Genomic DNA, 25,346 nt, shown 5'->3' with positions numbered 1-25,346 from the left:
GTACTCATCCTTGGTGGCCGAATCTTGACACATTGAATTAGGTATCGCGTTACCCGCGAAACGATGAGCTTACCGCAGCCGAAGCCCTGACTCGCAGCAACGAGAAGCAAGCCTTCGGGTGCTGACTCAATCCATGGGGCTGCCCGAAGCCGTGATCGCTCGTTACGTGGATAATCGGCAGCCGTCACCGGTACTGCCCATGGATGAAAAAATCATCGAAGCGCAGCAGGCCACAGCAGATCTGTTTTATGCCAACAAGCTGTTGCCTAAACGGTTGGACGTGAAGGATGCACTTGCCGCATCGACGCCTATCTTCGCAAGAGCTGCCCTCATTCGCCAGCGGGACGCGCAAAGGCCTTAAGCGTGCCGCGAAGAGCTTCCAACCCATCCTCAGTCAGTTGACAGGCGGTCTTGATCTTGTCCGTGACGGCCCAAAGCTCTTCGCGCAGGCCTTTCCCAGTGTCGGTAAGCGCAATCAGCACGCGGCGTTCGTCGCTTTTGTCGCGGGCTCGAGTCACCATGCCCGACACTTCAAGACGCTTGAGCAAGGGCGTGATCGTCCCGGTATCCATCCCAAGTGCAGCGCCCAGATCGCCCACGGTCCTGGGCGCGTCCGTGAACAGTTCCAGCATGACCAGGTACTGGGGGAACGTCAGCCCAAGGGGCTCCAGCAAGGGTTTGTGCAGGCGAATCATCCGATTGGCGGCACCGTACAGAGCAAAGGACAGTTGGGTTCCGACTTCCCGTTGCACTGCAGCCTTTTTGGCAGGAACTCGCTTTTGTAGCCCAACATTATCTAGCTCACTAGATATTTTCCGGGCTACGGGTCGGCTGATGTCGGGGATATTGTCCAAGGCCTGTGCTGCTGCCCCAGCCTGCTCACCCGCAAGCAGTTCGTCACGTGTCGCTTGAAGAATGCGGTCGGACAGCGGTTGATCGTCGACCGCTCGGGCGAGCACCATGGCGCCGACTATCGCCGACATGAAACCGATCGCCTGGTCTTCCCTGGATCGGTCACGCCGCCAGGGAAGACTGGCGCTGAACGACTCGATCATTCCGGCGACCCGGCCCGTGAACGAACGCCGCATCCCCGGTTCCCGTGCGACATCAATGGCCAACGCAGGCATTGCGCAGCCTGCTTCCGGGTGGTCGCGGTGACCCTGACTTAGGTACCTGTCCAGAAAGGCTTGCTTGGGCGTATCGCTGCTGGAGACAGTGTCGCGCAGCCGTAGCGCCAACTGGTCCATCGCATGTTCAAGGCTGGCACAAGCCAGCGCATCCTTCGAATCGAAGTGCGCATAGAACGCGCCATGAGTCAGGCCCGATGCCTTCATGACCTGCGCAATGCTCGCCCCTGCGATGCCCTTGCCGCGAAACAACCGGGAGGCCTCCTCAAGGATTTTCTCGCGCCGTTCTGCAGTCTGGCTTGCAGGATATCTCATCGGTGGACCTCGATATTTATGCTTGACGAATAACATGATGATCATCATGCTTGGCTGAAAATATGACAACCATCATACGCCGTAGCCAGAGTGCGGGCCGACTTCCGCCTGACGGCCAATTCCACGACTACCGCTTCCATAAGCGCCAAGGGATGTAAATCCATGACGACAACTTTTGTGAATGCCCCCGTCCAGGCCATCCAGCCATTGACCGGAAAAATCGTGGCACTGCTCGCTGGCCTGGCTGCTATCGGTATGCTCTCCACCAACATCATCCTCCCGGCATTCCCCGTCATCGGTGAAGACCTGGGAGTGGACGCCCGCGCGCTTGGCCTGACGCTATCCAGCTTCTTCATCACCTTCGCACTGGGCCAGTTGGTGGTCGGGCCACTGGCTGACCGCTATGGGCGCCAGAAGCTGGTGTTGGGCGGACTCGCGATCTTCGTGGTGGGCACCGTCATCGCAGGCCTTGCCAACACCCTCGATACGCTGATTGCAGGACGCGTCATCCAGGCATTGGGCGTGTGTGCCGCCTCAGTGCTGTCGCGCGCAATTGCACGGGATCTGTTTGAGGGAGAAGCACTCGCTCGCGCGTTGTCGCTGACCATGATTGCCACCGCCGCTGCGCCAGGTTTTTCACCACTGGCGGGTAGCCTGCTGTCGGTCACGCTTGGATGGCGGGCGATTTTTATCCTGGTAGGGCTGGCCGCCGTTGCGCTCGCCTTCTTCTACGTTCGCGGCCTTGGCGAGACCCATCCCGCCGACCGCCGCGCGCCGCATTCAGCCAAGAGCGTGGTGCTCGCGTATCGGCGGTTGACGCTGGATAAGCGCTTCATCCTACCTGCCCTTTCGATGAGCCTGCTGATGAGCGGACTGTTCGCATCGTTCGCCGCCGCCCCCGCTATTCTGATGAAAGGGATCGGCCTGACGTCGTTGCAGACGGGCCTGTACTTCGCTTGCACGGTGTTCGTTGTGTTCGCAGCCGGCATGGCGGCCCCGCGCCTGGCGCACCGCTACGGCCCAAGACTCATTACCACGCTGGGCATTGCCTGTGCCATGGCGGGCGGAGGGCTCCTGCTCGCAGGCCCGGCCGATCCGAGCCTTGGGTGGTATGCCCTTTCAATGGTCACGTTTCTTTGGGGCATGGGCCTGGCCAATCCGCTGGGCACGGCCATCACCATGGGACCTTTTGGTAAGGAAGCCGGAATGGCTTCCGCCCTGTTGGGCTTTGTTTCCATGGGGGCGGCGGCACTGACAACCTGGCTGGTTTCGGTGCTGACGCTTGCACCGGTTACAGCACTGGGCGGTGTCCAGACGACAGCCTGTCTGATCGCACTGGCGCTGTTCCTTCTACGGGGCAGTCTCGCGAAATAAACACGCTAAAGCGCTGAGGCGTCGTTTCTTGTTTGCGTCATGACCAACAACTGGAGAATCAACATGCAGATCAAAGGTAGCGTGGCGCTGGTGACCGGCGCCAACCGTGGGTTGGGCAAGGCCTTCGTGCAAGCACTGCTCGCGGCGGGTGCCGCGAAGGTCTATGCCGCGGCACGTGACCCCGCCACTCTCGAAGCCCAGGCCAACGTGGTGCCAATCAAACTCGACGTGACCCGTCCCGAAGATATCGCGGCGGCGACTGAACAGGCACACGACCTCACGCTGCTAATCAACAACGCCGGCATCAGCGGCGAAGCGCATGACAGCATTAGCCTGGAAACCCTTCGCCACGAGTTCGAGACCAACGCGGTCGCCCCGCTCGCCATCAGCCTGGCTTTCGCACCGATCCTGGCCGCCAACGGCGGTGGTGCAATCGTCAACATGCACTCGGCCCTGAGCTGGATCAACCTGCCCACCACCGTTACCTATTCGGCAAGCAAAGCGGCGGCCTGGTCGCTTACCAATGGCCTGCGCCTGCGATTGGCAAGTCAGGGCACCCTGGTCGTGGGCGTGCATGTTGCGTTCGTGGACACCGACATGACGCGCGGTATCGAAGGCGTGCCAAAGGCAAACCCTCACGATGTGGTCCAGCGCGCACTGGATGGCGTTGCCAACGACCAGCCGGAAGTGTTGGCGGACGAGACGAGCCAGCAGCTCAAGCAAAATCTGAGCAACGGTATCTACCTGCGACCGATATCGTAAAACCGGGTGACCCGAAAGATCCGGCAGCTTTCATCGCCGGCTCATCTGGGCTTTGCAATCTCCTTATCGCATTGGCAGCCACGACCGCAATGAACTTGCACCGGCAGGCCAAACACCCCCATGGGACGGTCAAAAGCCCACGGCATAAAGCGGATCATGCGACCAAACGCGCTCAATTCAGCTCATCAACAGGCAACGCTCCTCCTCTGATTCTTCCAACCCGATAAACCGTCGCACCCGTTGGGCGCCATGCCCTTCGCGGATTGCCTGTGGCGAGGCATCCAGCTGCACGTTGCCGTTTTCCATGAAAATCACCCGGTCAGAGATCGACAGGGCAAATTCCATTTCGTGAGTGACAATCAGCAGGGTCATGCCTTCGCGAGCCAGGTCGGCGATCACCGTAAGTACCTCGCCGACCAGTTCCGGGTCCAGCGCCGAGGTCGGTTCGTCAAACAGCAGGATGTCCGGGTCCATGGCCATGGCCCGGGCGATCGCCACACGTTGTTGCTGGCCGCCAGACAGTTGATGCGGATATTTGTGAACGTGGGCCAGCAGGCCGACCTTGTCGAGCAACTGGCAGGCCCGTTGCTCGCTCAGTGTGCGGCTGACGCCATGATAACGAGGGGCGAGGCTGATGTTGTCCAACAGTGTCCGGTGCGGAAACAGGTTGAAGTTCTGGAACACCATGCCGATGCGCTGCACGCCCTGACGAACCCGAGAGCCATCCGGTTTGTCCTCGGCATTAATGAAGCCCTCCCCGAACAACAGGATTTCACCCTGATCGATGCGTTCCAGGCCATTAATGGTGCGGATCAACGAGGTCTTGCCGGAGCCGGACGGGCCGATGATGGAAATCACCTGGCCGCTTTGCACCTTCAGGTCGATACCTTTGAGCACATGATGATCGCCGTAGCGTTTGTGCACGTCCTGCAGGTGCAGGGCCGGGGCCGCACCTTTGGCTGGGAGGCTGACCTTGCTCGATACCCTAGGTGCCAGACTGTCACGCAGCACTTGTGTCGAGGCGCTCTCCAGGGTTTGCGGTGTACGCAGGTTCAGGTCCAGGTAACGTTCCAGACGCTGCAAGGCAAAGCCAAACACTGTAACGATCAGCACGTAGTACACGCCCACAGCCGCCAGGGTCTCCATAACCAGGAAGTTCTGGGCATACAGGCGCTGGCCGACAGTCAGCAGTTCGGTCAGTGAAATCACCGAGATCAACGAGGTCAGTTTGACCACCGTGATGTATTCGTTAATCAACGTCGGCAGTGAGATACGAAACGCTTGAGGAATAACGATCAGCCGTTGCACGCCAAGCAGCCCAAGTCCCAGGGCACGGCCCGCTTCCTTCTGGCCTTTGGCGATCGAAATCAGCCCGCCACGATGAATTTCTGCCATGTAGGCGGCCTCAGTGACCACCAGCGCCAACAGGCCGGAATAAAATGGCACCGACAGCACCGGCCCGGCACCGGGCAGCAACTGCGGCAGGTTGTAGACGAAGACCACCAGCACCAGCAGCGGAATGCTGCGAAAGAACCAGATGTAGAGTGATGCGGGTATGCGCAGCCAGCGCACGCTCGACAGTTTGGCCGATGCCAGGACGAAACCCAGCAGCATGCCCAGAAACCAGGCCAGGGTGCTCAGTTCGATGACGGTCAGGCTCGCCGCCCAGAAGTCAGCCATGGAGAACAGCGAAAAAAAGTAAGCCCAATCGAATTGCATAGACACCTCGCGCAAGCCGCGCCCCCGATCGAGGGCGCGGTTTCAGGCATTACTCAGAGACTGGTTCCAGGTCATACGCCTTGAGAATGGCGGCGTACTCGCCGTTGGCCTTGCTCTCAGCCAACGCCTTGACCAGCGCCTGATAGGTCGCGTCGGCGTCTTTCTTGACGTAGATGCCCAAAGTTTGCGGGTAAACCAACTTCTGCGAGCTGACGATCACACGGCCGTTGGTACGCTGAGCGATCATGTGCGCGGCGCCGGCAATTTCCACTTGAGCCTGGATGTTCTTTGACAGCAGCGCCTGCGTCACCTCGGGTGCCGAGGGAAACTCACTGACGGTGATGGCACCCTTGTTGTTCGGGACGCAGTAGTCGCTGGACAACTGACGGAACTTGCCGACCCAGGTGGTGCCCTGCTCCAGCCCGACTTTCAGGCCACACAGGTCTTCAGGAACCTGCGGGTTCAACTCACTGCCCTTGGGCACCATGATCGCCGCGCCGGTGTTGGCATAAGCAATGGTCCGGGCCTGGGCCTGGCGCTCCGGGGTGATGTACATGCCGGAGATGATTGCGTCGTAGTGCCCGGCGTTGAGGCCGTTGAGCAGATTGGGAAACTTGGTATCGACGAAGTTGGCCTTGACGCCCATTGCCTTGGCCAGGGAATGGGCCAACTCCGGGTCGGAGCCAACCACATTCTTGTTGGCGTCATAGGACTCGAACGGTGGGTAGGTGATTTCCATGCCGACCTTCAATACACCCGGGGTCGCGGTGCTGGCGAAGGCGGCACTGGCACAGAACAGACTAGCGGCGAGCAGACTCAGTCGGGTCAAGGCGTAGGGTGTTTTCATGTTGGGAAGCTCCGTTGGTTTTTTTAGGAATGAGTGGCAGTGTTTTTCAAGCGACCGAAGCTCGATGGCTTGCGGGCTCGGGACGGCAGTTCAAGCTCGCCGTTCTCGACGCGTTTGCGCAGGTATTGATAGGTCTGCAGGGCTTGACTCCACATGTGTTCACCAATCGTCAGCGCCTCGTAGACCTGAGCGTCATTGATGAATGCCGGCAACGGCTTGATCAGCGTGTGGTAGTCGCAGGCGTAAAACAGCGGGAAGCTATAGCGCTCCTGAGCCACCTTGCGCACTCGGTGAGCGGTGGCCACAAAGGTCCCAGCGGTCATGACTTCCAGCATGTCGCCGATGTTCACCACAAACGCATCGGGCATTGGCGGTGCATCGATCCACTGATCCTGGTCGTTTAACACCTCCAACCCCGGCTGATCGGCGTGCAGGATGGTGAAGCACTCGTAGTCGGTATGCGCGCCGATGCCGGGAGCATCCACAGCAGTGGCGTCGAAGGGGTAATGGATCAGCCGCAGCTTGGAAGGCGGCCGGGTGACCAGTGCGTCGAAGTAGCCCTCTTCCAGGCCCAGGGCCAGGGCGAAGCCATCGAACAGTCGGCGGCCCAGGGAAAACACGGCCTGATAGTAATTTTGTACTGCAGCCTGAAAACCCGGCACGTCGGGCCAGTGGTTCGGGCCCAGCAGCGGCGTTCGACTCAGGAATAGCGGATCGTCCACCGGTACTTCGAAACCGATGTCGAAGGCCTCTTTGTGGTCCGGCTTGCCCTTGGAGTACACCTCCTCACCTTCGGGCACGAAGCCCTTGTGGCTTTCCGAGGCACCAATGTAATGGCGCATCTTGGTCTCCAGGGGCTGCGCGAAATAATCCTCGCTCGCCTGGCGCAGGTCCTCGATCAGTGCCGGATCAATGCCGTGCCCGGTGATGTACAGAAACCCCACATCGCTGGCGGCACGCCCCAGTTGCTCGGCCACGGCGAGGCGATGCTCCAGTTCGATACTGAAGAGGCCGGCGATGTTCACCACCGGAATGCGATTGAAGTTGGCCTGGGTCAGCGAAGTCTTATTCATGGTGGGCTCCTTCACAGGTAAAACGGTTGAAGTGTTCGCGCTCGGTTCGCGCCATCCACTGGTTCAAGGTCCAGAGATCGGCCACTGGCATGTTGGTGAAGGGCAAGTGATGCAGATACCCGTCGGCACCGAACTCCGGGGTCAGGGTGCTGACTGCATAGCCGCGCTGAAATTGAGAAGCCCAGACGGCCTCCCAGTGACGCTGGTGAAATACCAGTTCACGGGCATATTCCGGGGCGGCGGGATGGGAAACTTGCGGGCCCTGGTCATAACCGACCCGAGCTTGAATGTGATGAACGCGCTCGACGAAGGACGACAGATCGTCGGCCGGGTCGTCCAGTAACCGCTCACAGCACACCACCCAATGGCTGATGTCACTGGTGAAACGCAGTTCCGGCAGTTGGCGAATCAGTTCCAGAGTTACCCAAGGGCTATACAGGGAGCGGGCGCGGTGAGTCTCGAAACTGCAGAACACCCCATGCCTGGCGGCCAGCTCCAGGGCCTGACCGAAGAACTCGACCTGCTGCGCCAGAGGCCAGCGATCATTGCCTGCAAGCAGATTGACGAAACGGGGTGTCAGCTCCGAGGCCCAGCCGAGCTTACAATCGATGTCGACCAAGTGCTGGGCAGGCGTGGCGCGCTGATCAGGCAAGACATCGTAAGCACTAAACAGGGTGCAAATGTAGGGGACGTGATTGCTGTGCAGGAAAGCGCCGAATTCGCCACGCTCATTGGCCTGCAGTGGCAGGCGTGCTTCGATCCCATCAAAACCGGCGGCGAGCAGTTCATCCAGGGCGGATGAATGGCCGGCGGTATAGCCCCATAAGGTACGGAAAATCTCTAGCTTCATGCATTCCTCTCGACTGCGTCGGGCCACTGGCGGATTGGGCTGGTGGCGTTGCTGGGCAGTCGAAAAGGGGCTGCTGCGGGCTGCTGCTCTGATGGCGGCGGTCCCGTGTGGAGGATCCTAAGGCCATCGTGACAAATGATTGAATAGGCTGTAGCAAATAGTTAGTTCAGAAATCCATGAACTAACATCGACCTGGTGCGTGAACCCGGGACGCCGGTGCACGTCTATCGTGCGTTTCCTAACGACGCCTGGACCAAAGCCGACCAGCCCACCGCCTGACATGTTCCTGTCAGCCTCCGGTCACTCTGACGTCAGATCCTTGCCCCTAAAGTACCCCCAATGACTGCCCTACGGTGCCAGCGTTACAGGCACCAAGGACACATCGCTTTAGCTGGACCTCTTGCCATCCGCCGGAAGGAGAAACGCAATGAGCCATCCTGATGCGCACGCTAGTGCTCTTGATCCATTTACTTGGCAATCGACGCTCGACAGCAATCTGGACAGAAAAGGCCTGTTGCTCCGCCTGTTCGCCGAACAGCGATTCATGGCCGCGCAGGTGCGAACCTGCAAGCTGGATCACAGGGACTATCTGCTTTCGCTGATTGATCCGGCATCGACGGTGAACGATGGCACTCGGCACTCATCAAGCGTCGACGGCCATCGAATGCAGAGCGTCATCACCGAAGCGGCAAAGAAAGCTCATTGGGGCAAGCCCCCAAGACATGGTCGGGCGCAAGGCATCGCTGCCCACTATGACGCGCAGACCTGCATGGCGGTCGTTCTCGATATCGAAGTGAGCGACGAAGGCCGCTTGATCATTCATGAAGCGGTCGTTGTCGCGGACTTGGGTTTCTTGAAAAATCCTGGTCGCGTGCGCTCGCAGCTCGAAGGCGCTTGCCTGATAGGGATAGCGTTCGTGACATCCTGCGATTTTGAGCCGACCCTCGGAGATACCCGACCTAAACCTGCCTATCGCACCCGTTGGCCACTCGTCTCATGGCTGCCAGGACAGATCGCGGTGCACCTGATCAATCCCACCGGGGCTCCCGAAGCCGGCCAGCCCAGCCAGACCAGTTACGCACCTGTCGCCCGGGCCTTGTGCAATGCGATTTTGAAGGCCACGGGTAACGGTTCGGTCCGGAGCCAGCTAACCGTCGCCACAGCAAACCAGCTAAATTAAAGCTTCCAGATCAGATGAGGTTCTGCGCCATGCCTTCAGGATCCAATGTTTTTTTCAACAGCCGCGGGCAACGCGGCGCGGACCTGTTCGTAGAAGTGCTTCGCAGCGAGGGGGTACGTTACGTCTTCGGCAATCCGGGGACAACCGAACTGCCTTTGCTCGACGCCCTCTCAGGCGCCTCAGACATCCAATACATCCTCGGACTCCAAGAGGCCTCAGTCGTAGCGATGGCCGACGGTTATGCGCAGGCATCCGGTCGCCCCGGCTTCGTCAACCTCCATACGGCCGGTGGACTCGGCAATGCAATGGGCGCAATTCTCAACGCGAAGATGGCGAATACGCCGCTTGTCGTCACGGCGGGCCAACAAGACACGCGACATGGCGTGACCGACCCGCTGCTCCACGGAGACCTCGTCGCTCTCGCCCGACCGAGCGTCAAATGGGCGGAAGAAATTCATCATCCCGAACACATCCCGATGCTGCTGCGTCGTGCGTTTCAGGACTGTCGCACGGGGCCGGCCGGCCCGGTTTTCCTTTCCCTGCCGATAAACGTGATGGAGCAACACACGGATGTAACGGCCGGCCCGCCATCGCGAATCGAGCGCGGTGCCGTGACCGGGGCGATTGAGGAATTGGCCGCTGCCTTAGCGGCAATTACCCCCGGTTGTCTGGCGATTATCGTTGGAGAGGAAGTGTTCCAGTCGAGCTCGGAAGTTGAAGCCGTGAAGCTCGCCGAAGCACTCGGCGCGCCGGTCTACGGGCCATCCTGGCCCGGGCATATTCCGTTTCCGACGGCTCATCCGCAGTGGCGGGGAACGCTGCCTGCGAAGGCTTCCGATATCAGAGAGACGTTCTCTGACTTCGACGCAGTCTTCCTGCTCGGCGGCCATTCGTTGATCAGCTATCAATATTCCCAGGGCCCCGCTATTCCCTCTCACTGTCGCCTTATCCAATTGACCGGCGATGGACACCAATTAGGCAGAGTCCACGAGACAGCGCTAGGGCTGATCGGAGATTTAAGACTCTCCTTGCAAACGCTGTTGCCGATATTGGACAAGAAATTGGTCCCACACAGCGAGGCAATCGCAACGCTGCGAAACGTCGCAGGCCAAGAACGCGATACACGTCGTGCCGACGTCGTCGCTCGCGTCAGTCGCGAATTCAACACGCCGGTGACAACGCCTTTCGTGGCTGCCCACGAGGCTATCCGGGCAATCGGGCCGGACGTCTGGATCGTCGACGAAGCACCTGTCACGATTCCTCACGTCCGTGCCTGCCTGGACTCCCATTCGGCCCGCCAGTATCTTTTTACCCGCAGCGCGATCCTGGGCTGGGGCATGCCGGCGGCTGTCGGTACGTCGCTTGGCCTGGACCGCAGCCCGGTAGTCTGTCTGGTCGGTGATGGCTCGGCAATGTACTCACCGCAAGCACTCTGGACGGCGGCGCATGAACGGCTGCCGATCACGTTCGTTGTCATGAACAACGGCGAATACAATATTTTGAAGAGTTACGCTCGTAGCCAGGCGCACTATCTGAGTGCAAGCACTCACCAGTTCATCGGCATGGACCTCTGCGACCCGGCGATCGATTTCCTGGCCCTCGCCTCTTCCATGGGGATCCCTTCCCGCAGGATCGAGCGCGCCAGCGATATTGCAGGAGCTGTCGAAGAAGGTATTCGCTCAGGCTGCCCGAATCTCATTGAACTACCGATCATGCCCTGAAGGAATGGGCGCACCTTGTCCCTGCTGACACTCACCCCAAACACCCCGCATCAGTTCCTTCAGCAGCAGCGCCTCGCCCCAGCGATCCGTTATGTCGCGCCCATCACTCCCTGTGATCGCATAGGGTGGCGGGCCAAGTTCACAGGTGAAGGACAGGCTCGCAGGAGTGTTCGGTCGCGCGAGCCAATCCTTGATTCCGTAGCGCCACCAGCCCAGAAACCGGTCCAACCAGGGGCGATGCTGGGCAAAGGTCAAGGGCACCTGGACCTGCTCACTATTAGCGACTCGCCCGTGAAAACCCCAACTGTGTCGTAGGATGGTGTGAATCTGTTCGTCGTCTTCGACCGCGGCCGGCTCAGGCAATTCGCGGCCCACAACGTAATGGGACAAGTCAGCCAACAACTTGAGGTCGGGCATCTGCGCGAGCAAGTCGAGGGTGAACAACAGGTCACTGGTGAGACGATAGCGGTGGGTTTCCAGCAGGATCGGAAAGTCCACCTGCTCGGCCAGACGCTGCCAGCCTTCGATCAGAGTGATCGCCTGTGCCAGCGTGCGCGGCCGGACGTCGGCTTGCAGCGTGAGGTGGTGGCAGCCGTAGCGGGAGGCCACCTCAAGCGCTTGCGCCAAGTCACTCACGGTGCGGGGAAACAGCTGACCTTCGATTTGCAGGCCTTGCGCCTTGGCAGCGGCATGCAGACGTTCGGCCTGTGGCGCGACCCAGAAATGGTCGGTGACCCCATCGAAGCCAGCAGCGGCAATCTTCTCCACCTGCGCCTCCAGGCAAAGATCGCATTGACCCCGGTGATCTTGCATGGCCCACAGGGACTGAAATACCAGGAACTCACGCATGTCAGGGCCTTAGCAGATGTTTGAGCGAGACATCGGCGTCGGCCAATGCGTCCACAGAGAGTGGAGTCAGGTTGGCAATCAGCCGTTCACACAACTTGATGTCCTTGGCAACGCTGTTGCCCTGCCCCCAGCCGCAGGCGCCTTGCAAACGTTGCTCGGTGTCCAGGTAGAACAGCAGCAGACCACCGCCTGCCAAGGTGCGAACAGCCGAAGGTGGCGTCGGTGGGATCACGCCCACCGTCTGTAAGCCCCAGTCGTACTGATCAGACCAGAAGCCGGGAACACCCTCGAACGGCAGCTCGCCGCCCAACAGATTCAATGCCGCGTGACGGCCCTGGGTCTCGGCATTGCGCCAGGTTTCCTGGCGCTGGAATAACGCATCGGCGTGCAGGCGAAACTCACACACATCGCCGGCAGCAAAGATGTCTGGCGCGCTGGTGCGCAACTGGGCATCGACTCGAATCCCCTGGCCCACTTCCAGCCCCGCCGCCGCGGCCAATTCAATGTTGGGTTGCATGCCGATACCGACTACCACCCAGTCACAGGGCAGCACCTGGCCGTCCACCAGTTGCACCGCCTCAGCGCGTTCGATGCCTTGTACCCTTTCAAGCGCTACGTTCAGCCGCACGTCTACGCCCTGTTGCCGATGCAATTCCAACAAGGCCTGGGACACAGCTTCAGGCAATACTCGCCCGGCCAGTCGTGGCCCGGCTTCCAGCAACGTCACCTGACAGCCTAAGGTTCGGGCCGTTGCCGCGACCTCAAGGCCGATAAAGCCCCCGCCGATGATCACCAGGCGCGTGCCGGGGATCAATGCGCTGCGCAGGGCCAGGGCTTCGTCATGGGTGCGCAGGTAAAGCACGTTGGCCAGTGGTTCAGGCACCAGGGACAAGCGACGCGCTCTGCCCCCGGTCGCCAACAGTAATCGGCTGTAGGGCAACCAACATCCGTCGGTCAATTGCAGGCGGTGGTGCTGCGGATCCAGGCTTTTTACCGGGTTGCCCGCCAGGTGTTCGATGTTCAGTTCAGTGAGCCGGCTATCCCTCCACAGGCGGCAATCGTCCAGGTCCATCGTGCCCTGCAGCAAGCCCTTGGACAGCGGAGGACGCTCGTACGGCAAATGGAGTTCATCGCCGATCAGGATCAGCCGACCGGTATAACCCTGCTCGCGCAAGGTCAGCGCCGCGCGGCCACCGGCATGGCCGGCGCCGACGATAATCAGTGGAGCATTCATGGCGTGCACTCCTGGCGGTCAAGCCGAAATGGCGAGCAGAACCCGCCCCGCGTCGACCCGTACCGGAAAGGTCTTGAGGTTGACGCACACTGGCGCCCCCAAGGCTTTGCCGGTGCGATAGTCAAAGCGCCCGTTGTGCTTGGGGCACTCGATGACGTGGTCCATCACCAGGCCGTCAGCCAGGTGGATCGACTCGTGAGTACACAGGCCAGCGGTGGCAAAAAACTCGTTGTCAGCAGAGCGGTAGATGGCATAGGTATGCGGACCGTGGTCGAAGCGAATGACGTCTTCTTCATTGATTTCGCCCACGGCGCATACATCGATCCATTGATCGTTCATGGCGTTTTCTCTTGTTCGGGGTACAGCCGGAAGGTGTCAGCCCAGGGTGGCTTCAGCCTTTGGATGAGCTTCGGTGGCAGGCCTTGAGCTACCGACGGGGCGGCGCACGAAATACGTCGGGTCCTTGCGCTGCTTCAAGAGGGTCGGAATGATTTCCTTGAAGGCCTCACCTATGTTGGCGTAAGGCGGCGGGCAGTCGTGGCGGATCTCTTCATGGAGTTGCGCCAGGGCGTGGTACGGCACCATCGGGTACATGTGGTGCTCAAGGTGATAATTCATGTTCATGTACAGAAAGCGCAGTACCCGGTTCATATAGATGGTGCGGCAGTTGCTGCGGTGGTCCAGCACGTCTTCCGCCAGGCCTACATGTTGGGTGAGGCCAAACAGGTAGGACAACCAGCCGCCATACAGGATGGGCAGGCCGATATACATCAGTGGTAACCAGCTGTGCAGGTAAAGCGCCGCGCCAAAGATAACGGCGTAAATCACGAGCCAGATACGGGCCGCCAGGAACACCTTGGGCCATTCGGACTCAGGAATGAACGTCTGTTCCTGGGCATCCATTTTGCCAACCGCGTGCCGGCACACGCCCCCCATCGTCTTCAGCAGCAACGGGATCTGGAACAGGCTCAGCAGCATCATGAACAAGCTCGGTGGACGCGGTTCGACGATTTCCGGATCGCGGCCGACGACGATGGTGTCGGTATGGTGCCGGGCATGGCTCCAGCGCCACACATGGGGCTCGAACATGCACATGAAGCTCGCCACCTGGTAGAGCGCATCATTCATCCAGCGAGTCTTGAAAGCTGTGCCGTGGCCGGTTTCATGCCAGCGCGGGTTGGAGGCGGTGGCGTACAGAACGCCATACGCTAGAAAAAACGGCACACAAGCCCAAGTGCCCCAGAACCAGTAGCCGCCGAAGCCGGTGGTCAGCAGGGCCAACAGCCAGATGGCGGTGTCGAGCAAGGCCGGACCGTCGCGGCGCTGCATCAGTTGCTTCATGCGTTGACGGGAGATGGGCGACTGGTACCAACTGGCCGATACAAGGCCTTTTTCAGCCGCGCGTGCGGCTTCAGGGCCGGTCAGGCGATAGTCCCGAGTAGAGGCGGTGTTGTCTTGAGACATTGTTATTGTTCTCCGCAAGCGTGAGATGTCAGGTGCTTTGCGTAAGAAAATATAGAGAGCGTGGAAGACCCCCTCAAGGGCTTGAATACATTCCCTATCAAGCTATCATCCAGCTCGTGCGGGGCTTGATAGTTTTCTATCAAGACGCTTTGAAGGTTCATCATGAATAACAATAAACGCCCCACCATCGCCACGGTCGCCGAACACGCAGGCTTAAGTGTCGCCACCGTCGACCGCGTGCTCAACGCTCGCGCCCCGGTTAATCCAGCCACTGCCGAACAGGTGCTTCAGGCCGCCGAAGCCGTGGGTTATTTTGCCGCGCGGCTGATCGGCCAACGCATTCTCGAACGTCGCCCCACGTACCGTTTCGGCATCCTGCTGCTGGGCACCGCCCAGGCGTTCTACGCCAACCTGGCCCAAGCCATCACCGAGGCCGCGCAGCGCCAGGCCGGAGCCAACCTGACCTGCCAATTCGAATACGTTTTTGATCGCACCCCCAGCGCCATCATTGCCCAGATCGAACAGTTGGCAGTGCAATGCGACGGCCTGGCGGTGGTCAGCTTCGCCCACCCGCTGATCAACGCCGCCCTTGCCCAGATTCGCGGGGCCGGAGTGCCCGTGGTGGCACTGCTGTCGGGCATTCATGAGGCGGCGACCGAGCCCTATGTCGGCCAGGACAATCAAGTAGTCGGGCGCACGATGGGGTGGCTGCTGGCCCGCACCTGTGGTGCGCGCAAAGGCAGCATCGGCATTCTGCTCGGTGGCCATCGCTTTCTTGGCCACCAGGAGCGGGTCGAAGGCTTGCACAGTTACTTGGCCGAACACGCACCTGGGTTGCGCCCGCTGGAGCCGCTGATCAATCTGGATAACTGCGACATCACCGAGGAAGCAACCCTCGACCTGCTGGTTCGGCATAGCGATTTGCGCGGGTTATGCGTGGTAGGCGGCGGTGGCGACGGGATCATCAACGCGTTGGCGCAACTGCCCAAGCGCCCGACGCTGTGCTGCATTTTGCAGGAGTCCACCGAGCTGTCACGCCAAGCCCTGGCTCAGGGTTTGGTCGACGTGGTGATCGACTCTCAGCCGCGCCAGACCGCAACGGCGCTGGTGAATCTGTTGGTGGAATTGCAGACTGCGCAGCAGTTCGATCCTGTGCGTCACCGGGTGCATATTCCGCTGCAGATTGTGACATCGGAAAATACCTAAAGCTGATGGGCTGGCGGTACAACCTGCTCGGTCTTTGATGGCACGGCCTTCCTGCTTATGCCTGTCGGATCTACCTCCGGGCTAAACCGTTGGTACTGTTCCGCCGTCGATCACAAACTCACTTCCCGTGATAGATGCCGCTCGCGGCGATGCCAGGAAACCGATCAGGTCAGCAACTTCGCAAGGCGTCGATGGGCGGCCGAGCGGGATACCCCCAAGTGCTTTCATGATGATCTCTTTGCCACCTTGGTAGTCAGTACCTGCCTCCTGCGCGAGTCGCTCGGCCAATGCGACCGACGCTTCGGTTTCAACCCAGCCCGGCGAAACCCGAACCACGCGGACGCCTCTGGGCGAAACCTCTTTCGATAAACTTTTGCTGTACGTCGAAAGCGCGGCCTTGGCCGCCGCGTAAGCTGTTGTAGCCTCCGGCAGTGGCAGCCGACTCTGGATGGAGGTGACGTGGATGACGACCCCTTCCCTGCGCTCCAGCATCCCCGGGAGCAAAGCGCGATCGAGGCGCACCGCCGGCAACAGGTTCAAGCTGAGCTCTCGTTGCCACTGTTCCTCATCCAGCGCAGCGAAACCGCCGCCGGGTGCCGACGAACCACCCAGGACGTGGATCATGATGTCCACGCCACCCAGCCGCTGTTGGATCGCGGCGATCAGTACATCACAACCTTCCCGGGTCGAAAGATCAGCCGCAATCAGAAGAGCGCCCGGCATTTCCACGTCCACCTGCCTGGCCGAGGTAATGACCTTCGCACCCTCGGCCAGTAACAACTCGACGACAGCCTTGCCGATGCCTTTGGTGCCACCGGTGACGAGGACCCGCTTGCCAGTCAAACCTAGATTCAGCATGGCGTGATCTCCAGGGAACGGATTAGACCGTCTTCCAGTGTGAAGAGGTAACTCAGTTGAACCGGGCTACCGGGGAAATTCCCAACAAGGCGCGCAATGACAGTCAGCTCGCCCTGCCCTTGCAGGGCTTGCAGTGGTTGGACCTGATAGATGAAGGCTATGCGTGCCTCCTGTTGCCAGGCTTCGATGGCAGCCGTTCCTTCGTACGTTTTTCTTTCATCGCAAACCGTGGCGTCAGAGCGGAAGCAGCTCGCAAGTTGCGCTGTATCGCCACCATTGCTGATTGCAAAGTACGTCTGCACGACGTCGGGAAGCTGAAGGGTCATTTGCCGATCTCCTGGATGAATGTCCTGGAGCAATCTTGCTGCCTGACGGATAGTTTGTTCAACTGGGACAAACCTTTATGACCAATCCCGAAATTCAGGACAATCCATGCCACAAGATCGTTTAGGCCTCAGTGAGCTGGACGCTGTTATAGCGGTCGCACGCAGGGGCTCGTTTCGGCAAGCCGCTATCGATCTCGACGTCTCCACCACCGCGCTGAGCAACACCATCGCGCAACTGGAAACCCGCCTCGAATCGCGGCTGTTCAATCGCACGACCCGTAGCGTGGCCATCACCGAAGCCGGCAAGATATTTCTGGAGCAGGTGGGGCCAGCCTTGCAGGATCTGCGTGCTGCACTCGATGCAGTGCGATCGCATAACGCCGGGCCCTCAGGCACGCTGCGTATCAATGCGTTCGCCAGCGCTGCCCGATCGGCGCTCCTGCCACTGGTGATGGAGTTCTTGCAGCATCATCCGCAAGTACACATCGACCTCGTCACCGAAGGCCGTCTGGTGGATATCGTGGCTGACGGCTTCGATTTCGGCGTGCGCTCAGCAAGCCTCGTTCCGAACGACGTGATTGTCGTCCCGCTCGGCCCTCCGCAACGGTACGCGGTGGTCGGTTCGCCGGCGTACTTCGAAAAACACGGTAAACCGCGAACGCCATCCGAGCTGCTCCAGCATCGCTGCATCCGCGTTCGACTACCGAATGGAGCGATTTTCCCGTGGCATTTCGAGCGGGACGGGGAAGTGACTCGCCTCGATGTGAACGGGCCGCTTACGCTGGATGAATCCAGCGTGGTCAAGGTGGCGGTGCAGGAAGGCATGGGGCTCGGTTTTTTCATGGAGCAGGACGTTCACAACGAAATCCGCACCGGACAGTTCGTGCGGACTCTCGAAGACTGGACACCGCCCAGAGACAAGCTGTGCCTGTACTACCCGAACCGCCGCAACCCCAGCGCGGCAGCCAAGGCATTCATCGACCTGGCACGCGCCAGTCAAGCCAAACTGGACGGGCTCGCCTGATTCAGGCTTGACCTTGACCTGGCTCAGGCAATCAACCCCAGTGTCAGCCCCTTCAAGGTAGCGGCTGCCCGGGTCGAGCATTCCAGTTTGCGAAAGATGCTTTCCATATGCGTGCGAACCGTGCTCGGACTGATGTCCAGCAGCCGCGCCACCTCCTTGTTGCTGGCGCCACGGCTGATCTCCAGCAGGATGCGGCACTCGCGAGACGTGAGTAACGAAGCCTTCGGTTGCCGCATCCGCCGCTCGCCACCTGCGGCGGCAATGACTGCTTCGCAAACATCGTTGTCGAACAAGCCATTGCCAGCATCCTGTTTGAGCAGCCTGGCTGCATCCGCTTCGCCGTAAGCCGATCGCCATGGCCTGGCTTCCCTTAGCGCGACCCAGGCTACCGATGTGGCGAACAGGCGATGCTCGGCACTCAGCGCATCACCCGCCACGCCTCGAAAATAGCCACTGCCGTTGAGCCGTTCATAGGCATGGGCTGCAATCTCTGCGGGCACAGCCAGTTCAGTGATAGGTCTAAGCGCCTGTTGCGTCCAGTAAGGGACAAGGCGCACCCGCTCCGCAGCGCTGTATGGCAGCGTTCCTGCGGTATTCCACAGGTGGTTCGAAACAGCTGCCCGGCCGAGACCGTAGATGAGCGCGGACTTGCCAATGTCTGTCAAAGTCGGTTCACGCAGCCCCCACAGGCGTGCAGCTTCCACGGCGACATGCGCGACCTGCCGCGAATGCCCTGCCAACCACGGCAGCTTCAAGTCGATTATGTCTCCCACCAACGTCAGTGAGACGCAACGCTGCTCATGCCCGTGGTCAACGGTTTTCCACAGCGTTTCCAGATCCGCCAGCCAGTCCTTTGCGTTGTCCAGAAGCAACGATACCAGCGACGCTGGATAGCGCCGATCCGACTGTTCTCTGATCCAGCGTAGCGCCGCATCCAGGCCGTGTGCACGACTGAGAATATCCAGATCGCCTGCAAGTACTACCTGATAGGCGACCTCCGGAATGTGCTCATGGGTCAGGCCCAGCGGCCGGCCAGTGCCGTCGTAGGTTTCGAACACGCGACACAAGCCCGCCTCGACGGCGGCACCGAGCTGGAGGGTTTTGGCGATGGCTCCAGACACCTCACAGTGCACGACGGCAAGCGGGGTTGCCTGATGCACCGCGTTCATTTGCTCATTGCCCAGCGTCAAATCGAGCATCGCGCGGCGGCCATCGACGTCGTCGCCCAGCAGATCCGCAAAGCCTTCGGCATTGGCGGTGCAACCCGACCAGCGCAGCAAGGCAACCTGTTCCGCTACCCTCAGGTGCTCACCGTCGCCGTGTTGGGCCTGCGCAAGCATCCGCGCCAGTGCGGCAACGCGCCGGGAATGACCGAGAGGTTGTCCCATGCTGAGGTCACCGACCTGGGCGATCGTCGCCAGTGCCCCACCCAGGGAGATGTCCAGTTGCAACTCACTATCCATGAAAAATGTCCCGGGGTCGGCTAATTGACCGAGGCCCACATCGCAGGCCGGTCAGCGGAATTTGAACTCCCGAACAGGAGCTCATCCAATGAAAACAATCAAATCGAAAATCGCTACCGTCGCTTTTGCCCTGGCCGGTACCTTCACCGCAAGCGCCAGTCACGCGCAGGATACAACGCCCTCCGTGGTGATCGTACACGGCACGTTCGCCGACGGCTCCGATTGGGCCAAAGTGGTGCCACTGCTCCAAGCCCAAGGGAGTGGCCGTTACGGTTGTGCAAAACCCGCTCACCTCGCTTGCCGACGATGTTGCCGCGACGCGCCGCGCCTTGAACAACCAGCAGGACGCTCGGTAACAGCGAAGCCTTCACCGGGCTGGTCAAACGCGAAGTTGTGCCCGGCCCGAAAGAACATCGCGTTATGGAGCAGTTTATCCGCCGCTCGGCCGTGACTTACTGGCACCGATCATGCCGCAAATTAGCGTGGGCAACACAATGGCGCCGTGCGTGGTCATCGGCGAACGCGCGGCAGATATTATCCTCACTGCGCAGGGTGTGACGGCTGCGGCCACAGCGCTGCACGGTAATTCATGAGAATACTGATACAGCCCAAACTCAGTGGCAGAAATGGGCCGAAAGCAATCTGTCGATATGAATGGAGGCAATTCTCAAGCACAAAAAAGCCACTCATCTGAGTGGCTTTTTTTGTGAGTTAGAGCGGGAAACGTCGCCTTTTGGGCAATACCGTATGTTTGGTCCCCCTGCGCCATCCACCCGCAGTTAGTTGACAGTCATCGTCTTCAAGCCAATCGCAAGTACTCGGGCATCATCGCCCAAGCCGAGCTGCTGCGGGCTTATCGCGTCTGCAAATTGCAATTGCATCCTCAAGAAGCCTTGATCGGCGATGCGTTGTTGCATTGAGGGCGTAACGGGTATTTCGAGGACGTTGCCTTCTGACTTCTCAAGCGTATGGGCCGATGCCAGTAAGCCATTGATAAGAACAGTGACTTTCTGCTGTGCATGCCCCGGCACAAGAAAGGCTGAGGCTTCCAAGCGAATGGAATGTACGAGGGTTGTCGCTCGCAATACTATTTCCGCATCGGTTCCCTCGGTCCAGGTGCCCCATTGTCCCGCCTCAGCCCACCCCTTTGCCAAATACGCAGTACCTGAATCGCGTTGATCGAATCGCACGGTATGCCCAAGCTCAAGTGGGGCGGCTGTCGGCGCCTGTTCATTTGTCAACTGCGGGCATTCGCTGCACTGCTTCCAGCCAGGCGCAAGCACGGTAAAGCCATCGATTCTGACGAAAAGATCAGCGGAGGTATCGACGGTACCCAACGCACGCAACATAGCCCGGTTGTCCATCAAGTACAGCGAATCCGGTTCGTACTTTCCCGAGGCTAAAGCCAGGGTTGTTTTTTCGTCAGCCTGTCGCCATTGCTTCATACTCACGCGCCCAAGGTAAACGGCGTCCGTTGGTAAATGATGGAGACCTGCAAAGGCAGAAACAGAAAGCCAATGTGGGGATAGATTTTGCGGCACGACCCAACGAACTTTCTGGTAATGAGATGCAGCGCTTTTCCAAAATGGATCGACAAAAGGTATTGCCCATTCGGATGCGGGCTTGACCATGAATGTTTTTCTAACGTCCGACCAGCCACTGTGCGTGTCGAAAACTTGTATCAAGAGCGCCATCCCCAATAGATACGCAGCAATTCTTGACGTATGGGCACGAACGATCAGGAAGATAATCGCAAAAATCACAATGTAGTAAATCGGCCAGACCATTCGCCCGGAAGCACGGAAAATGTTCGCGATAGAAATCACTTGTGGGGGCAAGGAATAGCCAAACTCGAACGAGCCGATTGCGACATGGTTCGAGAACGAAAAAATGGCCAGGCCGATGAGCGCCAACCCCAGCATCGGCCGTTTATACAGCGCCGAACCAAGCCCCGTGTTACCACGCAACCATCCTGCAAAGGCACAGATCGATAAAATAATCAGGCCTGTCCCCAGGAAAGCGAAACCGTCACCGTCCCCCAGCGCGCCTGGAAGATTTTTCAACGCATACGACCAATCCTGAGGGTTGAACAGCGTCAGGACGTTTGCCCGGTAAAGACCGAATCCATCAGAAGTAACGCCTGCGCGCTCGACGGTGAAATAACCGGCCTGCCAGCAACAGAGGGTGACCAGGGAAAACAGCAAACCCAACTCGACGACCGCAGCACCAAGGGACACTCGGCGTTTAAAGTATTTGGCGGCAAGGTCGGCCAGCCAGATAAGTGCAATCATTGCCAGCAAGTAGGCATGGATCAACGCAGCCGCCGCCAACAACGCCCCCCAGGCCGCACGTCTTCTGCGTAAGGCTGGATGCAGGTTCAGGTACAGCGCCGCCAGGATCAAAAAATGCCCGCCCAAAGACAGGTGTACGGTCATGCGCAGGATCATGGGAGGCACAAAGAGGAACAGCGCCGCGCCGATGGCTCGGACAGCAGTATTGGGCGTAATCAATCCCACCAACTTCCAGGCAAACCACGCCTGAAGCATGAAGCACGCCAGCAGCCAGAGACCAAAATATTGAAAAGGCTCAGGAAGCAACGACGCGAAGGGTTTGAATACAAAGGCCAGAAGCGGATTGGAGTCCGAAAAAACGATGCTGTTGCTAAGTTCTAGCCCGTAGGATGGATTCAGACCGATAGGAAACGACCACGGCGATTGTCTGAAGAACAACCAGCCCAAATAATGAGTGGCCGGATCGCCATTTCCCAACCAGGCGATATTTTGCGGGTCCAACGCACGCGGCCCGATGACCATGAAAAAAGCCAATGCGCCAATCAGCAAAGGCAGAAGGTTCAAGCCCCTGCCCTGGCCTAACGGCTTCATTGCCTCGCCTACGATGCGATACAACACAGCGCTCAGGTTGCGGTTTGCAAGTGGTCGTGGCATCCATGTGCGCCTGGTTTGCGTACTGTGCTGGTGAGTCAATTGTTTTACTCTTTTTATAGTGTTTTTTTACAGTTCGCCGATCCAACGGCAACTGCCACGGTCTTGCCCCTTCGCTTGGAACCCCTACCTCACCCCACCGATGCTACCAGCTACCTCCAGCCATTAATCTTGCATGGCTTATCCGAATATTTTTCAACGCCTGGGCGTGCAATTGTGAAACGCGTGACTTCGAGATGCCCATGAGTTCGCTGATTTCGGTAAAGCTCAAATGCTGGTGATAGTGACCTTGGATGACTTGCCGTTCATTCGCCGAAAGAAGCTTCACGCACGCCTCCAGCGTGTCGCTCTCACGCTCAACTTCGTAGAGGCTTAGCGGGTTATTGTCCTTAGGCTCTGGATCAACGATCCCGGACTCCAAGAACAACCCGAACGCCAAGCCAATAGCGACGTTCGCCACCTGCTCCAGATCGGACTCCGCTCGCCCCTCCTCCTGCAGGCCGGAAATACTCTCCAGCCGTTCCCGGTAATAGCGACGTCGATCACTTACATAACAGGACAAACCCTTGAGGACGTTACCTTTCATGTAAGGTTCGGCATAGGACTGGAAACGCGTACTCAATCCTGGATTAAACCGGTCAATGGCCTGCAAAAGGCCAATCGAGGCCAGGTTCACGTAGTCCCCCCACTCAGCCAATGGATGTGGGTAGCGAGAATACAAAAGCCCGACAATCATTCGAAGCCATTGGCCGTAAAAAAAGAACAACCGGCTCCGGGCCGCCTCTGTCCTACTGTCCAGCCAATTGCGCCACAACGCTTGCTCGTCATCGCCTTCGTTGTTGGGCTCATCCGTCACCATGGAAGGCTGCACCTTTGCCCTAGCCGAGATTGCGCATCAACGTCTGGGCAATCAGGCCCCAACCGTCGATCAACAGAAACAGCATGATTTTCAATGGCAACGAAATCGTGATGGGGGGCACCATGATCATCCCCAATGACATCAGAATTGACGCCACCACCAGATCGATGATCAAGAATGGCAAGAAGATCATAAAGCCGATTTGAAAAGCCAGTTTCAACTCGCTCAACATGAACGCCGGCACCAGCTTTACCGGGGACAGCCCTTCCGGCGTTTGCGGCAGCGGATCCTTGGCCAACTCATAAATCAGTCGCAAGTCCTCTTCATGAGTCTGCCTGATCATGAAATCGCGGATCGGCACCCAACCTTGCAACGCGGCACCGTCAAGCCCTACTTTGTTCGACAGGAATGGCTTGATGCCGGCGTCATAGGCCTTTTCCAAGGTTGGAGCCATGGCGAATAACGTCAAGAACATCGACAGTACGATCAACACAATATTCGGCGGCGTCTGTTGCAGCCCCAACGCCTGCCTGGTCAGGGACAACACCACGATATTGCGAGTGAACGTGGTCAGGGAAATGACCAAAAACGGCAGGAACGACAGCGCCGTCAGCAAAGCCACAACGCTGACCGGCGACTGAATCTGATTGATGTGCAAACTTCCCCATTCAGAGAAGTCATCCGCCGCTACCGCGAGGGGAGCAAAGCAGTTGAGCATCAGGAACAGCAAGCGGCGAGTCATATCGAATTCTTCAAGAGCGAACATCCAGCACAGAGGATGAGGATTGTTCAGGCAAGAGGGTCACGGTTGCTCCGTTCGAAGACTCAGTGACCAGCACCTGCGACGTTTCAGTCTTGAGCAGATACACCTTGGTCTTGGTTGACAAGCGCAAGGCGCGTACACATTGCAACTCGGTCGGGCCAGCCAAGGGGCTGTCGGCACCGGCGTGACGTCGCGCATACCAACGCATCACGCCGTAGACCACCGCCAATAAAACAGCCGTGATCAGCATCACTTTGATCATCAACATGAACGACAGCGGATCGTCCTGCCGTAACGCTAATCCAAGCGGTTGAGCTACGGTTTCAGACGTCACAGTATTTCCGTCAACTGAATGCCGAAGTTGTCATCGACCGCTACCAGATTGCCTCGCGCAACCGGTTTACCGTCCAGGCACAGCGACGCCGTCTCATGGACCTGCTCCAACAGCTTGACCACGTCGCCAGCCTTCAGCGCGAACAACTCATCCACGCTCATGGAGGCATGACCGAGCTGCACCACCAATTCCACGACCACATGCTTGATCAAATTCATGTCCCGCTTGATCAGCGGTGACTGCCCGTCATTGACCGCCACCCGGGCCTCTTCCAGCTCAATTGCATCTACTGTTGCCGTCACACCAACACTCCTGATTCATTCATGGGAAATCAACTGCACGGCGACTTGGCCTTGCTGCTTAGCCAAGTAGCCACTCGCGATCACAGGGCCTTCGGCCAGCTGTAGCGAGACCGGATCGGCCAGCAATGCACTGGCCCGCAAGGTGTCCCCAGGACGCAGGTCTCGCATCTCACCGATGGAGAGGCTTGCCAAGGGGAGACGCACCGACAACTTCACCCGAGCGTTACCCAGTGCGTGCTTACGCTCGATCAACGGCCTGCGAGCAACGGGCTTCGCAAGCGCAGCATTGAACAATGCCGCATCCAGCGACAGATGCAGCGCCGATTGACCGACGCGCAGTTGCAGCAATACCTGAGCCCTGAGTAAGCCCGAGGATGGCCGGGATGACTCGGCAGTTAATTGGGAGACGCCGCTTTGCCCGAGCACCTCAAGCACATCATTGATCAGCGCCAATTGTGCTTCGCTTACCAGATGCCTGGCGGTCTCATCTCCAGGCATGTCATGCATGAAAGGACCGAAGATTATCGAAGCCCCATCACCCGCCAGGCTGATTGAGCCATTGGCCGAATTGGCACTCTGCCAACCCTGTGCCGATGCCCACTCACTTGAATCGTCCAGGGTCGAACAGCTCACTTCGAAGGTGTGGCGTGCATCCGGCATGCACCACTGCTCATACCAGTGCCTGGCCACGGCCGGTAATCGCTCACAGGCCATACGCAGACGAGTCGTGCCGACAAATCCCAGCATCCTCATT

Annotated in this window: 24 protein-coding genes and 3 pseudogenes; 8 read left to right on the top strand and 19 right to left on the bottom strand. The window is 59.0% G+C overall.

Annotated features, from left to right (window positions below):
• Positions 1-62: 62 nt before the first annotated feature.
• Positions 63-361 (top strand): annotated as a pseudogene (locus MKS85_RS11510) (hypothetical protein); the annotation flags it as partial.
• Here MKS85_RS11510 and MKS85_RS28945 read toward each other — a convergent pair.
• On the bottom strand, positions 330-695 hold the full coding sequence (locus MKS85_RS28945; protein WP_409078010.1) for a MarR family winged helix-turn-helix transcriptional regulator: 366 nt from the start codon (positions 693-695) through the stop codon (positions 330-332). The pseudogene MKS85_RS11510 and the gene MKS85_RS28945 sit on opposite strands and share 32 nt — an antisense overlap.
• A 585-nt stretch (positions 696-1,280) precedes the next feature.
• Positions 1,281-1,442: pseudogene (locus tag MKS85_RS28940) on the bottom strand (TetR/AcrR family transcriptional regulator); the annotation flags it as partial.
• A gap of 162 nt (positions 1,443-1,604) precedes the next feature.
• Between MKS85_RS28940 and MKS85_RS11500 the strand changes: the two are divergent.
• Positions 1,605-2,816 (top strand): multidrug effflux MFS transporter, encoded by a 1,212-nt coding sequence (locus tag MKS85_RS11500; protein WP_305466191.1) that lies wholly within the window; start codon positions 1,605-1,607, stop codon positions 2,814-2,816.
• A gap of 63 nt (positions 2,817-2,879) precedes the next feature.
• On the top strand, positions 2,880-3,578 hold the full coding sequence (locus MKS85_RS11495) for an SDR family oxidoreductase (RefSeq protein ID WP_047229677.1): 699 nt from the start codon (positions 2,880-2,882) through the stop codon (positions 3,576-3,578).
• A 177-nt stretch (positions 3,579-3,755) separates the two neighbouring features.
• Here the strand turns inward: MKS85_RS11495 and MKS85_RS11490 are convergent, their stop codons facing one another.
• The 4 genes from MKS85_RS11490 to MKS85_RS11475 are packed head-to-tail and all read right to left on the bottom strand — an operon-like array spanning position 3,756 to position 8,067.
• The gene (locus tag MKS85_RS11490) at positions 3,756-5,297 is read right to left on the bottom strand and encodes an amino acid ABC transporter permease/ATP-binding protein (protein WP_139049725.1); all 1,542 of its coding nucleotides are present in this window, start codon (positions 5,295-5,297) and stop codon (positions 3,756-3,758) included.
• 49 nt (positions 5,298-5,346) lie between these two features.
• Positions 5,347-6,144: a transporter substrate-binding domain-containing protein gene (locus MKS85_RS11485; RefSeq protein WP_139049724.1), complete on the bottom strand. Its 798-nt coding sequence runs from the start codon at positions 6,142-6,144 to the stop codon at positions 5,347-5,349.
• 23 nt (positions 6,145-6,167) lie between these two features.
• The gene (locus MKS85_RS11480) at positions 6,168-7,217 is read right to left on the bottom strand and encodes an isopenicillin N synthase family oxygenase (protein WP_139049723.1); all 1,050 of its coding nucleotides are present in this window, start codon (positions 7,215-7,217) and stop codon (positions 6,168-6,170) included.
• A complete protein-coding gene (locus MKS85_RS11475) occupies positions 7,210-8,067 on the bottom strand; it encodes a sugar phosphate isomerase/epimerase (protein ID WP_139049722.1) in 858 nt (285 codons plus the stop codon). Before MKS85_RS11475 ends, MKS85_RS11480 begins: the two co-directional genes overlap by 8 nt.
• A gap of 427 nt (positions 8,068-8,494) precedes the next feature.
• Between MKS85_RS11475 and MKS85_RS11470 the strand changes: the two genes are divergently transcribed.
• Together MKS85_RS11470 and MKS85_RS11465 are read left to right on the top strand one after the other, a co-directional pair.
• Entirely contained in the window at positions 8,495-9,247 is a 753-nt protein-coding gene (locus MKS85_RS11470) for a hypothetical protein (protein WP_310662865.1), read from the top strand.
• Positions 9,248-9,276: 29 nt separating this feature from the next.
• Entirely contained in the window at positions 9,277-10,968 is a 1,692-nt protein-coding gene (locus MKS85_RS11465; protein WP_310662864.1) for a thiamine pyrophosphate-binding protein, read from the top strand.
• Here the strand turns inward: MKS85_RS11465 and MKS85_RS11460 are convergent.
• Genes MKS85_RS11460 through MKS85_RS11445 form a run of 4 tightly spaced genes read right to left on the bottom strand, consistent with a single transcriptional unit; the run spans position 10,951 to position 14,515 of the window.
• Positions 10,951-11,817: a sugar phosphate isomerase/epimerase gene (locus MKS85_RS11460; protein WP_139049720.1), complete on the bottom strand. Its 867-nt coding sequence runs from the start codon at positions 11,815-11,817 to the stop codon at positions 10,951-10,953. The genes MKS85_RS11465 and MKS85_RS11460 overlap by 18 nt on opposite strands.
• 1 nt (position 11,818) lies before the next feature.
• Positions 11,819-13,051: an FAD-dependent oxidoreductase gene (locus MKS85_RS11455; RefSeq protein ID WP_310662863.1), complete on the bottom strand. Its 1,233-nt coding sequence runs from the start codon at positions 13,049-13,051 to the stop codon at positions 11,819-11,821.
• An 18-nt stretch (positions 13,052-13,069) separates the two neighbouring features.
• On the bottom strand, positions 13,070-13,390 hold the full coding sequence (locus MKS85_RS11450; RefSeq protein ID WP_047229685.1) for a MocE family 2Fe-2S type ferredoxin: 321 nt from the start codon (positions 13,388-13,390) through the stop codon (positions 13,070-13,072).
• Positions 13,391-13,426: 36 nt separating this feature from the next.
• A complete protein-coding gene (locus tag MKS85_RS11445; protein WP_139049718.1) occupies positions 13,427-14,515 on the bottom strand; it encodes a fatty acid desaturase family protein in 1,089 nt (362 codons plus the stop codon).
• Positions 14,516-14,677: 162 nt separating this feature from the next.
• On the opposite strand from MKS85_RS11445, the gene MKS85_RS11440 reads away from it, so the two are divergent.
• Entirely contained in the window at positions 14,678-15,721 is a 1,044-nt protein-coding gene (locus MKS85_RS11440) for a LacI family DNA-binding transcriptional regulator (RefSeq protein WP_139049717.1), read from the top strand.
• A gap of 81 nt (positions 15,722-15,802) precedes the next feature.
• Here MKS85_RS11440 and MKS85_RS11435 read toward each other — a convergent pair whose 3' ends face one another.
• Both MKS85_RS11435 and MKS85_RS11430 read right to left on the bottom strand, forming a co-directional pair.
• Positions 15,803-16,579: an SDR family oxidoreductase gene (locus MKS85_RS11435; protein WP_047229688.1), complete on the bottom strand. Its 777-nt coding sequence runs from the start codon at positions 16,577-16,579 to the stop codon at positions 15,803-15,805.
• Positions 16,573-16,905 carry a nuclear transport factor 2 family protein gene (locus tag MKS85_RS11430; protein WP_139049716.1) on the bottom strand — a complete coding sequence of 111 codons (333 nt, stop codon included), beginning with the start codon at positions 16,903-16,905 and terminating at the stop codon, positions 16,573-16,575. The genes MKS85_RS11435 and MKS85_RS11430 overlap by 7 nt, the downstream gene beginning before the upstream one ends.
• A gap of 106 nt (positions 16,906-17,011) precedes the next feature.
• Here MKS85_RS11430 and MKS85_RS11425 point away from each other — a divergent pair, with 106 nt between their 5' ends.
• Entirely contained in the window at positions 17,012-17,929 is a 918-nt protein-coding gene (locus tag MKS85_RS11425) for a LysR family transcriptional regulator (RefSeq protein WP_139049715.1), read from the top strand.
• Between the two features lie 23 nt (positions 17,930-17,952).
• Here MKS85_RS11425 and MKS85_RS11420 read toward each other — a convergent pair whose 3' ends face one another.
• Positions 17,953-19,392, bottom strand: a complete 1,440-nt coding sequence (locus tag MKS85_RS11420; protein ID WP_047229691.1) for an HD domain-containing phosphohydrolase — start codon at positions 19,390-19,392, stop codon at positions 17,953-17,955.
• Positions 19,393-19,480: 88 nt separating this feature from the next.
• Here MKS85_RS11420 and MKS85_RS11415 point away from each other — a divergent pair.
• Positions 19,481-19,736: pseudogene (locus MKS85_RS11415) on the top strand (alpha/beta hydrolase); the annotation flags it as partial.
• Between the two features lie 435 nt (positions 19,737-20,171).
• On the opposite strand, the gene MKS85_RS11410 reads toward MKS85_RS11415, so the two are convergent.
• The 6 genes from MKS85_RS11410 to MKS85_RS11385 all read right to left on the bottom strand — a co-directional run bounded on the left by MKS85_RS11410 (position 20,172) and on the right by MKS85_RS11385 (position 25,345).
• Complete coding sequence (locus tag MKS85_RS11410; protein ID WP_409078009.1) at positions 20,172-22,274, bottom strand: DUF6311 domain-containing protein; 2,103 nt, start codon at positions 22,272-22,274, stop codon at positions 20,172-20,174.
• A 205-nt stretch (positions 22,275-22,479) separates the two neighbouring features.
• Positions 22,480-23,193 carry a sigma-70 family RNA polymerase sigma factor gene (locus tag MKS85_RS11405; RefSeq protein WP_310662861.1) on the bottom strand — a complete coding sequence of 238 codons (714 nt, stop codon included), beginning with the start codon at positions 23,191-23,193 and terminating at the stop codon, positions 22,480-22,482.
• Between the two features lie 19 nt (positions 23,194-23,212).
• The gene (gene fliP, locus MKS85_RS11400) at positions 23,213-23,935 is read right to left on the bottom strand and encodes a flagellar type III secretion system pore protein FliP (RefSeq protein WP_310662860.1); all 723 of its coding nucleotides are present in this window, start codon (positions 23,933-23,935) and stop codon (positions 23,213-23,215) included.
• A 10-nt stretch (positions 23,936-23,945) separates the two neighbouring features.
• Positions 23,946-24,290 carry a hypothetical protein gene (locus MKS85_RS11395; RefSeq protein ID WP_310662859.1) on the bottom strand — a complete coding sequence of 115 codons (345 nt, stop codon included), beginning with the start codon at positions 24,288-24,290 and terminating at the stop codon, positions 23,946-23,948.
• A complete protein-coding gene (locus tag MKS85_RS11390; protein WP_310662858.1) occupies positions 24,287-24,592 on the bottom strand; it encodes a FliM/FliN family flagellar motor switch protein in 306 nt (101 codons plus the stop codon). Before MKS85_RS11390 ends, MKS85_RS11395 begins: the two co-directional genes overlap by 4 nt.
• Positions 24,593-24,607: 15 nt before the next feature.
• On the bottom strand, positions 24,608-25,345 hold the full coding sequence (locus MKS85_RS11385; protein WP_310662857.1) for a FliM/FliN family flagellar motor switch protein: 738 nt from the start codon (positions 25,343-25,345) through the stop codon (positions 24,608-24,610).
• Position 25,346: the final 1 nt, after the last annotated feature.

It is taken from the genome of Pseudomonas sp. JL2, from assembly GCF_031570495.1.
Classification (GTDB): Bacteria; Pseudomonadota; Gammaproteobacteria; order Pseudomonadales; family Pseudomonadaceae; genus Aquipseudomonas; species Aquipseudomonas rhizophila.
This window is presented reverse-complemented; position numbering and strand designations above follow the sequence as displayed.

Coding starts and splice junctions, on each gene's coding strand:
- MKS85_RS28945 (WP_409078010.1), bottom strand. CDS start 695: ATGATTCGCCTGCACAAACCCTTGCTGGAGCCCCTTGGGCTGACGTTC.
- MKS85_RS11500 (WP_305466191.1), top strand. CDS start 1,605: ATGACGACAACTTTTGTGAATGCCCCCGTCCAGGCCATCCAGCCATTG.
- MKS85_RS11495 (WP_047229677.1), top strand. CDS start 2,880: ATGCAGATCAAAGGTAGCGTGGCGCTGGTGACCGGCGCCAACCGTGGG.
- MKS85_RS11490 (WP_139049725.1), bottom strand. CDS start 5,297: ATGCAATTCGATTGGGCTTACTTTTTTTCGCTGTTCTCCATGGCTGAC.
- MKS85_RS11485 (WP_139049724.1), bottom strand. CDS start 6,144: ATGAAAACACCCTACGCCTTGACCCGACTGAGTCTGCTCGCCGCTAGT.
- MKS85_RS11480 (WP_139049723.1), bottom strand. CDS start 7,217: ATGAATAAGACTTCGCTGACCCAGGCCAACTTCAATCGCATTCCGGTG.
- MKS85_RS11475 (WP_139049722.1), bottom strand. CDS start 8,067: ATGAAGCTAGAGATTTTCCGTACCTTATGGGGCTATACCGCCGGCCAT.
- MKS85_RS11470 (WP_310662865.1), top strand. CDS start 8,495: ATGAGCCATCCTGATGCGCACGCTAGTGCTCTTGATCCATTTACTTGG.
- MKS85_RS11465 (WP_310662864.1), top strand. CDS start 9,277: ATGCCTTCAGGATCCAATGTTTTTTTCAACAGCCGCGGGCAACGCGGC.
- MKS85_RS11460 (WP_139049720.1), bottom strand. CDS start 11,817: ATGCGTGAGTTCCTGGTATTTCAGTCCCTGTGGGCCATGCAAGATCAC.
- MKS85_RS11455 (WP_310662863.1), bottom strand. CDS start 13,051: ATGAATGCTCCACTGATTATCGTCGGCGCCGGCCATGCCGGTGGCCGC.
- MKS85_RS11450 (WP_047229685.1), bottom strand. CDS start 13,390: ATGAACGATCAATGGATCGATGTATGCGCCGTGGGCGAAATCAATGAA.
- MKS85_RS11445 (WP_139049718.1), bottom strand. CDS start 14,515: ATGTCTCAAGACAACACCGCCTCTACTCGGGACTATCGCCTGACCGGC.
- MKS85_RS11440 (WP_139049717.1), top strand. CDS start 14,678: ATGAATAACAATAAACGCCCCACCATCGCCACGGTCGCCGAACACGCA.
- MKS85_RS11435 (WP_047229688.1), bottom strand. CDS start 16,579: ATGCTGAATCTAGGTTTGACTGGCAAGCGGGTCCTCGTCACCGGTGGC.
- MKS85_RS11430 (WP_139049716.1), bottom strand. CDS start 16,905: ATGACCCTTCAGCTTCCCGACGTCGTGCAGACGTACTTTGCAATCAGC.
- MKS85_RS11425 (WP_139049715.1), top strand. CDS start 17,012: ATGCCACAAGATCGTTTAGGCCTCAGTGAGCTGGACGCTGTTATAGCG.
- MKS85_RS11420 (WP_047229691.1), bottom strand. CDS start 19,392: ATGGATAGTGAGTTGCAACTGGACATCTCCCTGGGTGGGGCACTGGCG.
- MKS85_RS11410 (WP_409078009.1), bottom strand. CDS start 22,274: ATGAAGCCGTTAGGCCAGGGCAGGGGCTTGAACCTTCTGCCTTTGCTG.
- MKS85_RS11405 (WP_310662861.1), bottom strand. CDS start 23,193: ATGGTGACGGATGAGCCCAACAACGAAGGCGATGACGAGCAAGCGTTG.
- fliP (WP_310662860.1), bottom strand. CDS start 23,935: ATGACTCGCCGCTTGCTGTTCCTGATGCTCAACTGCTTTGCTCCCCTC.
- MKS85_RS11385 (WP_310662857.1), bottom strand. CDS start 25,345: ATGAGGATGCTGGGATTTGTCGGCACGACTCGTCTGCGTATGGCCTGT.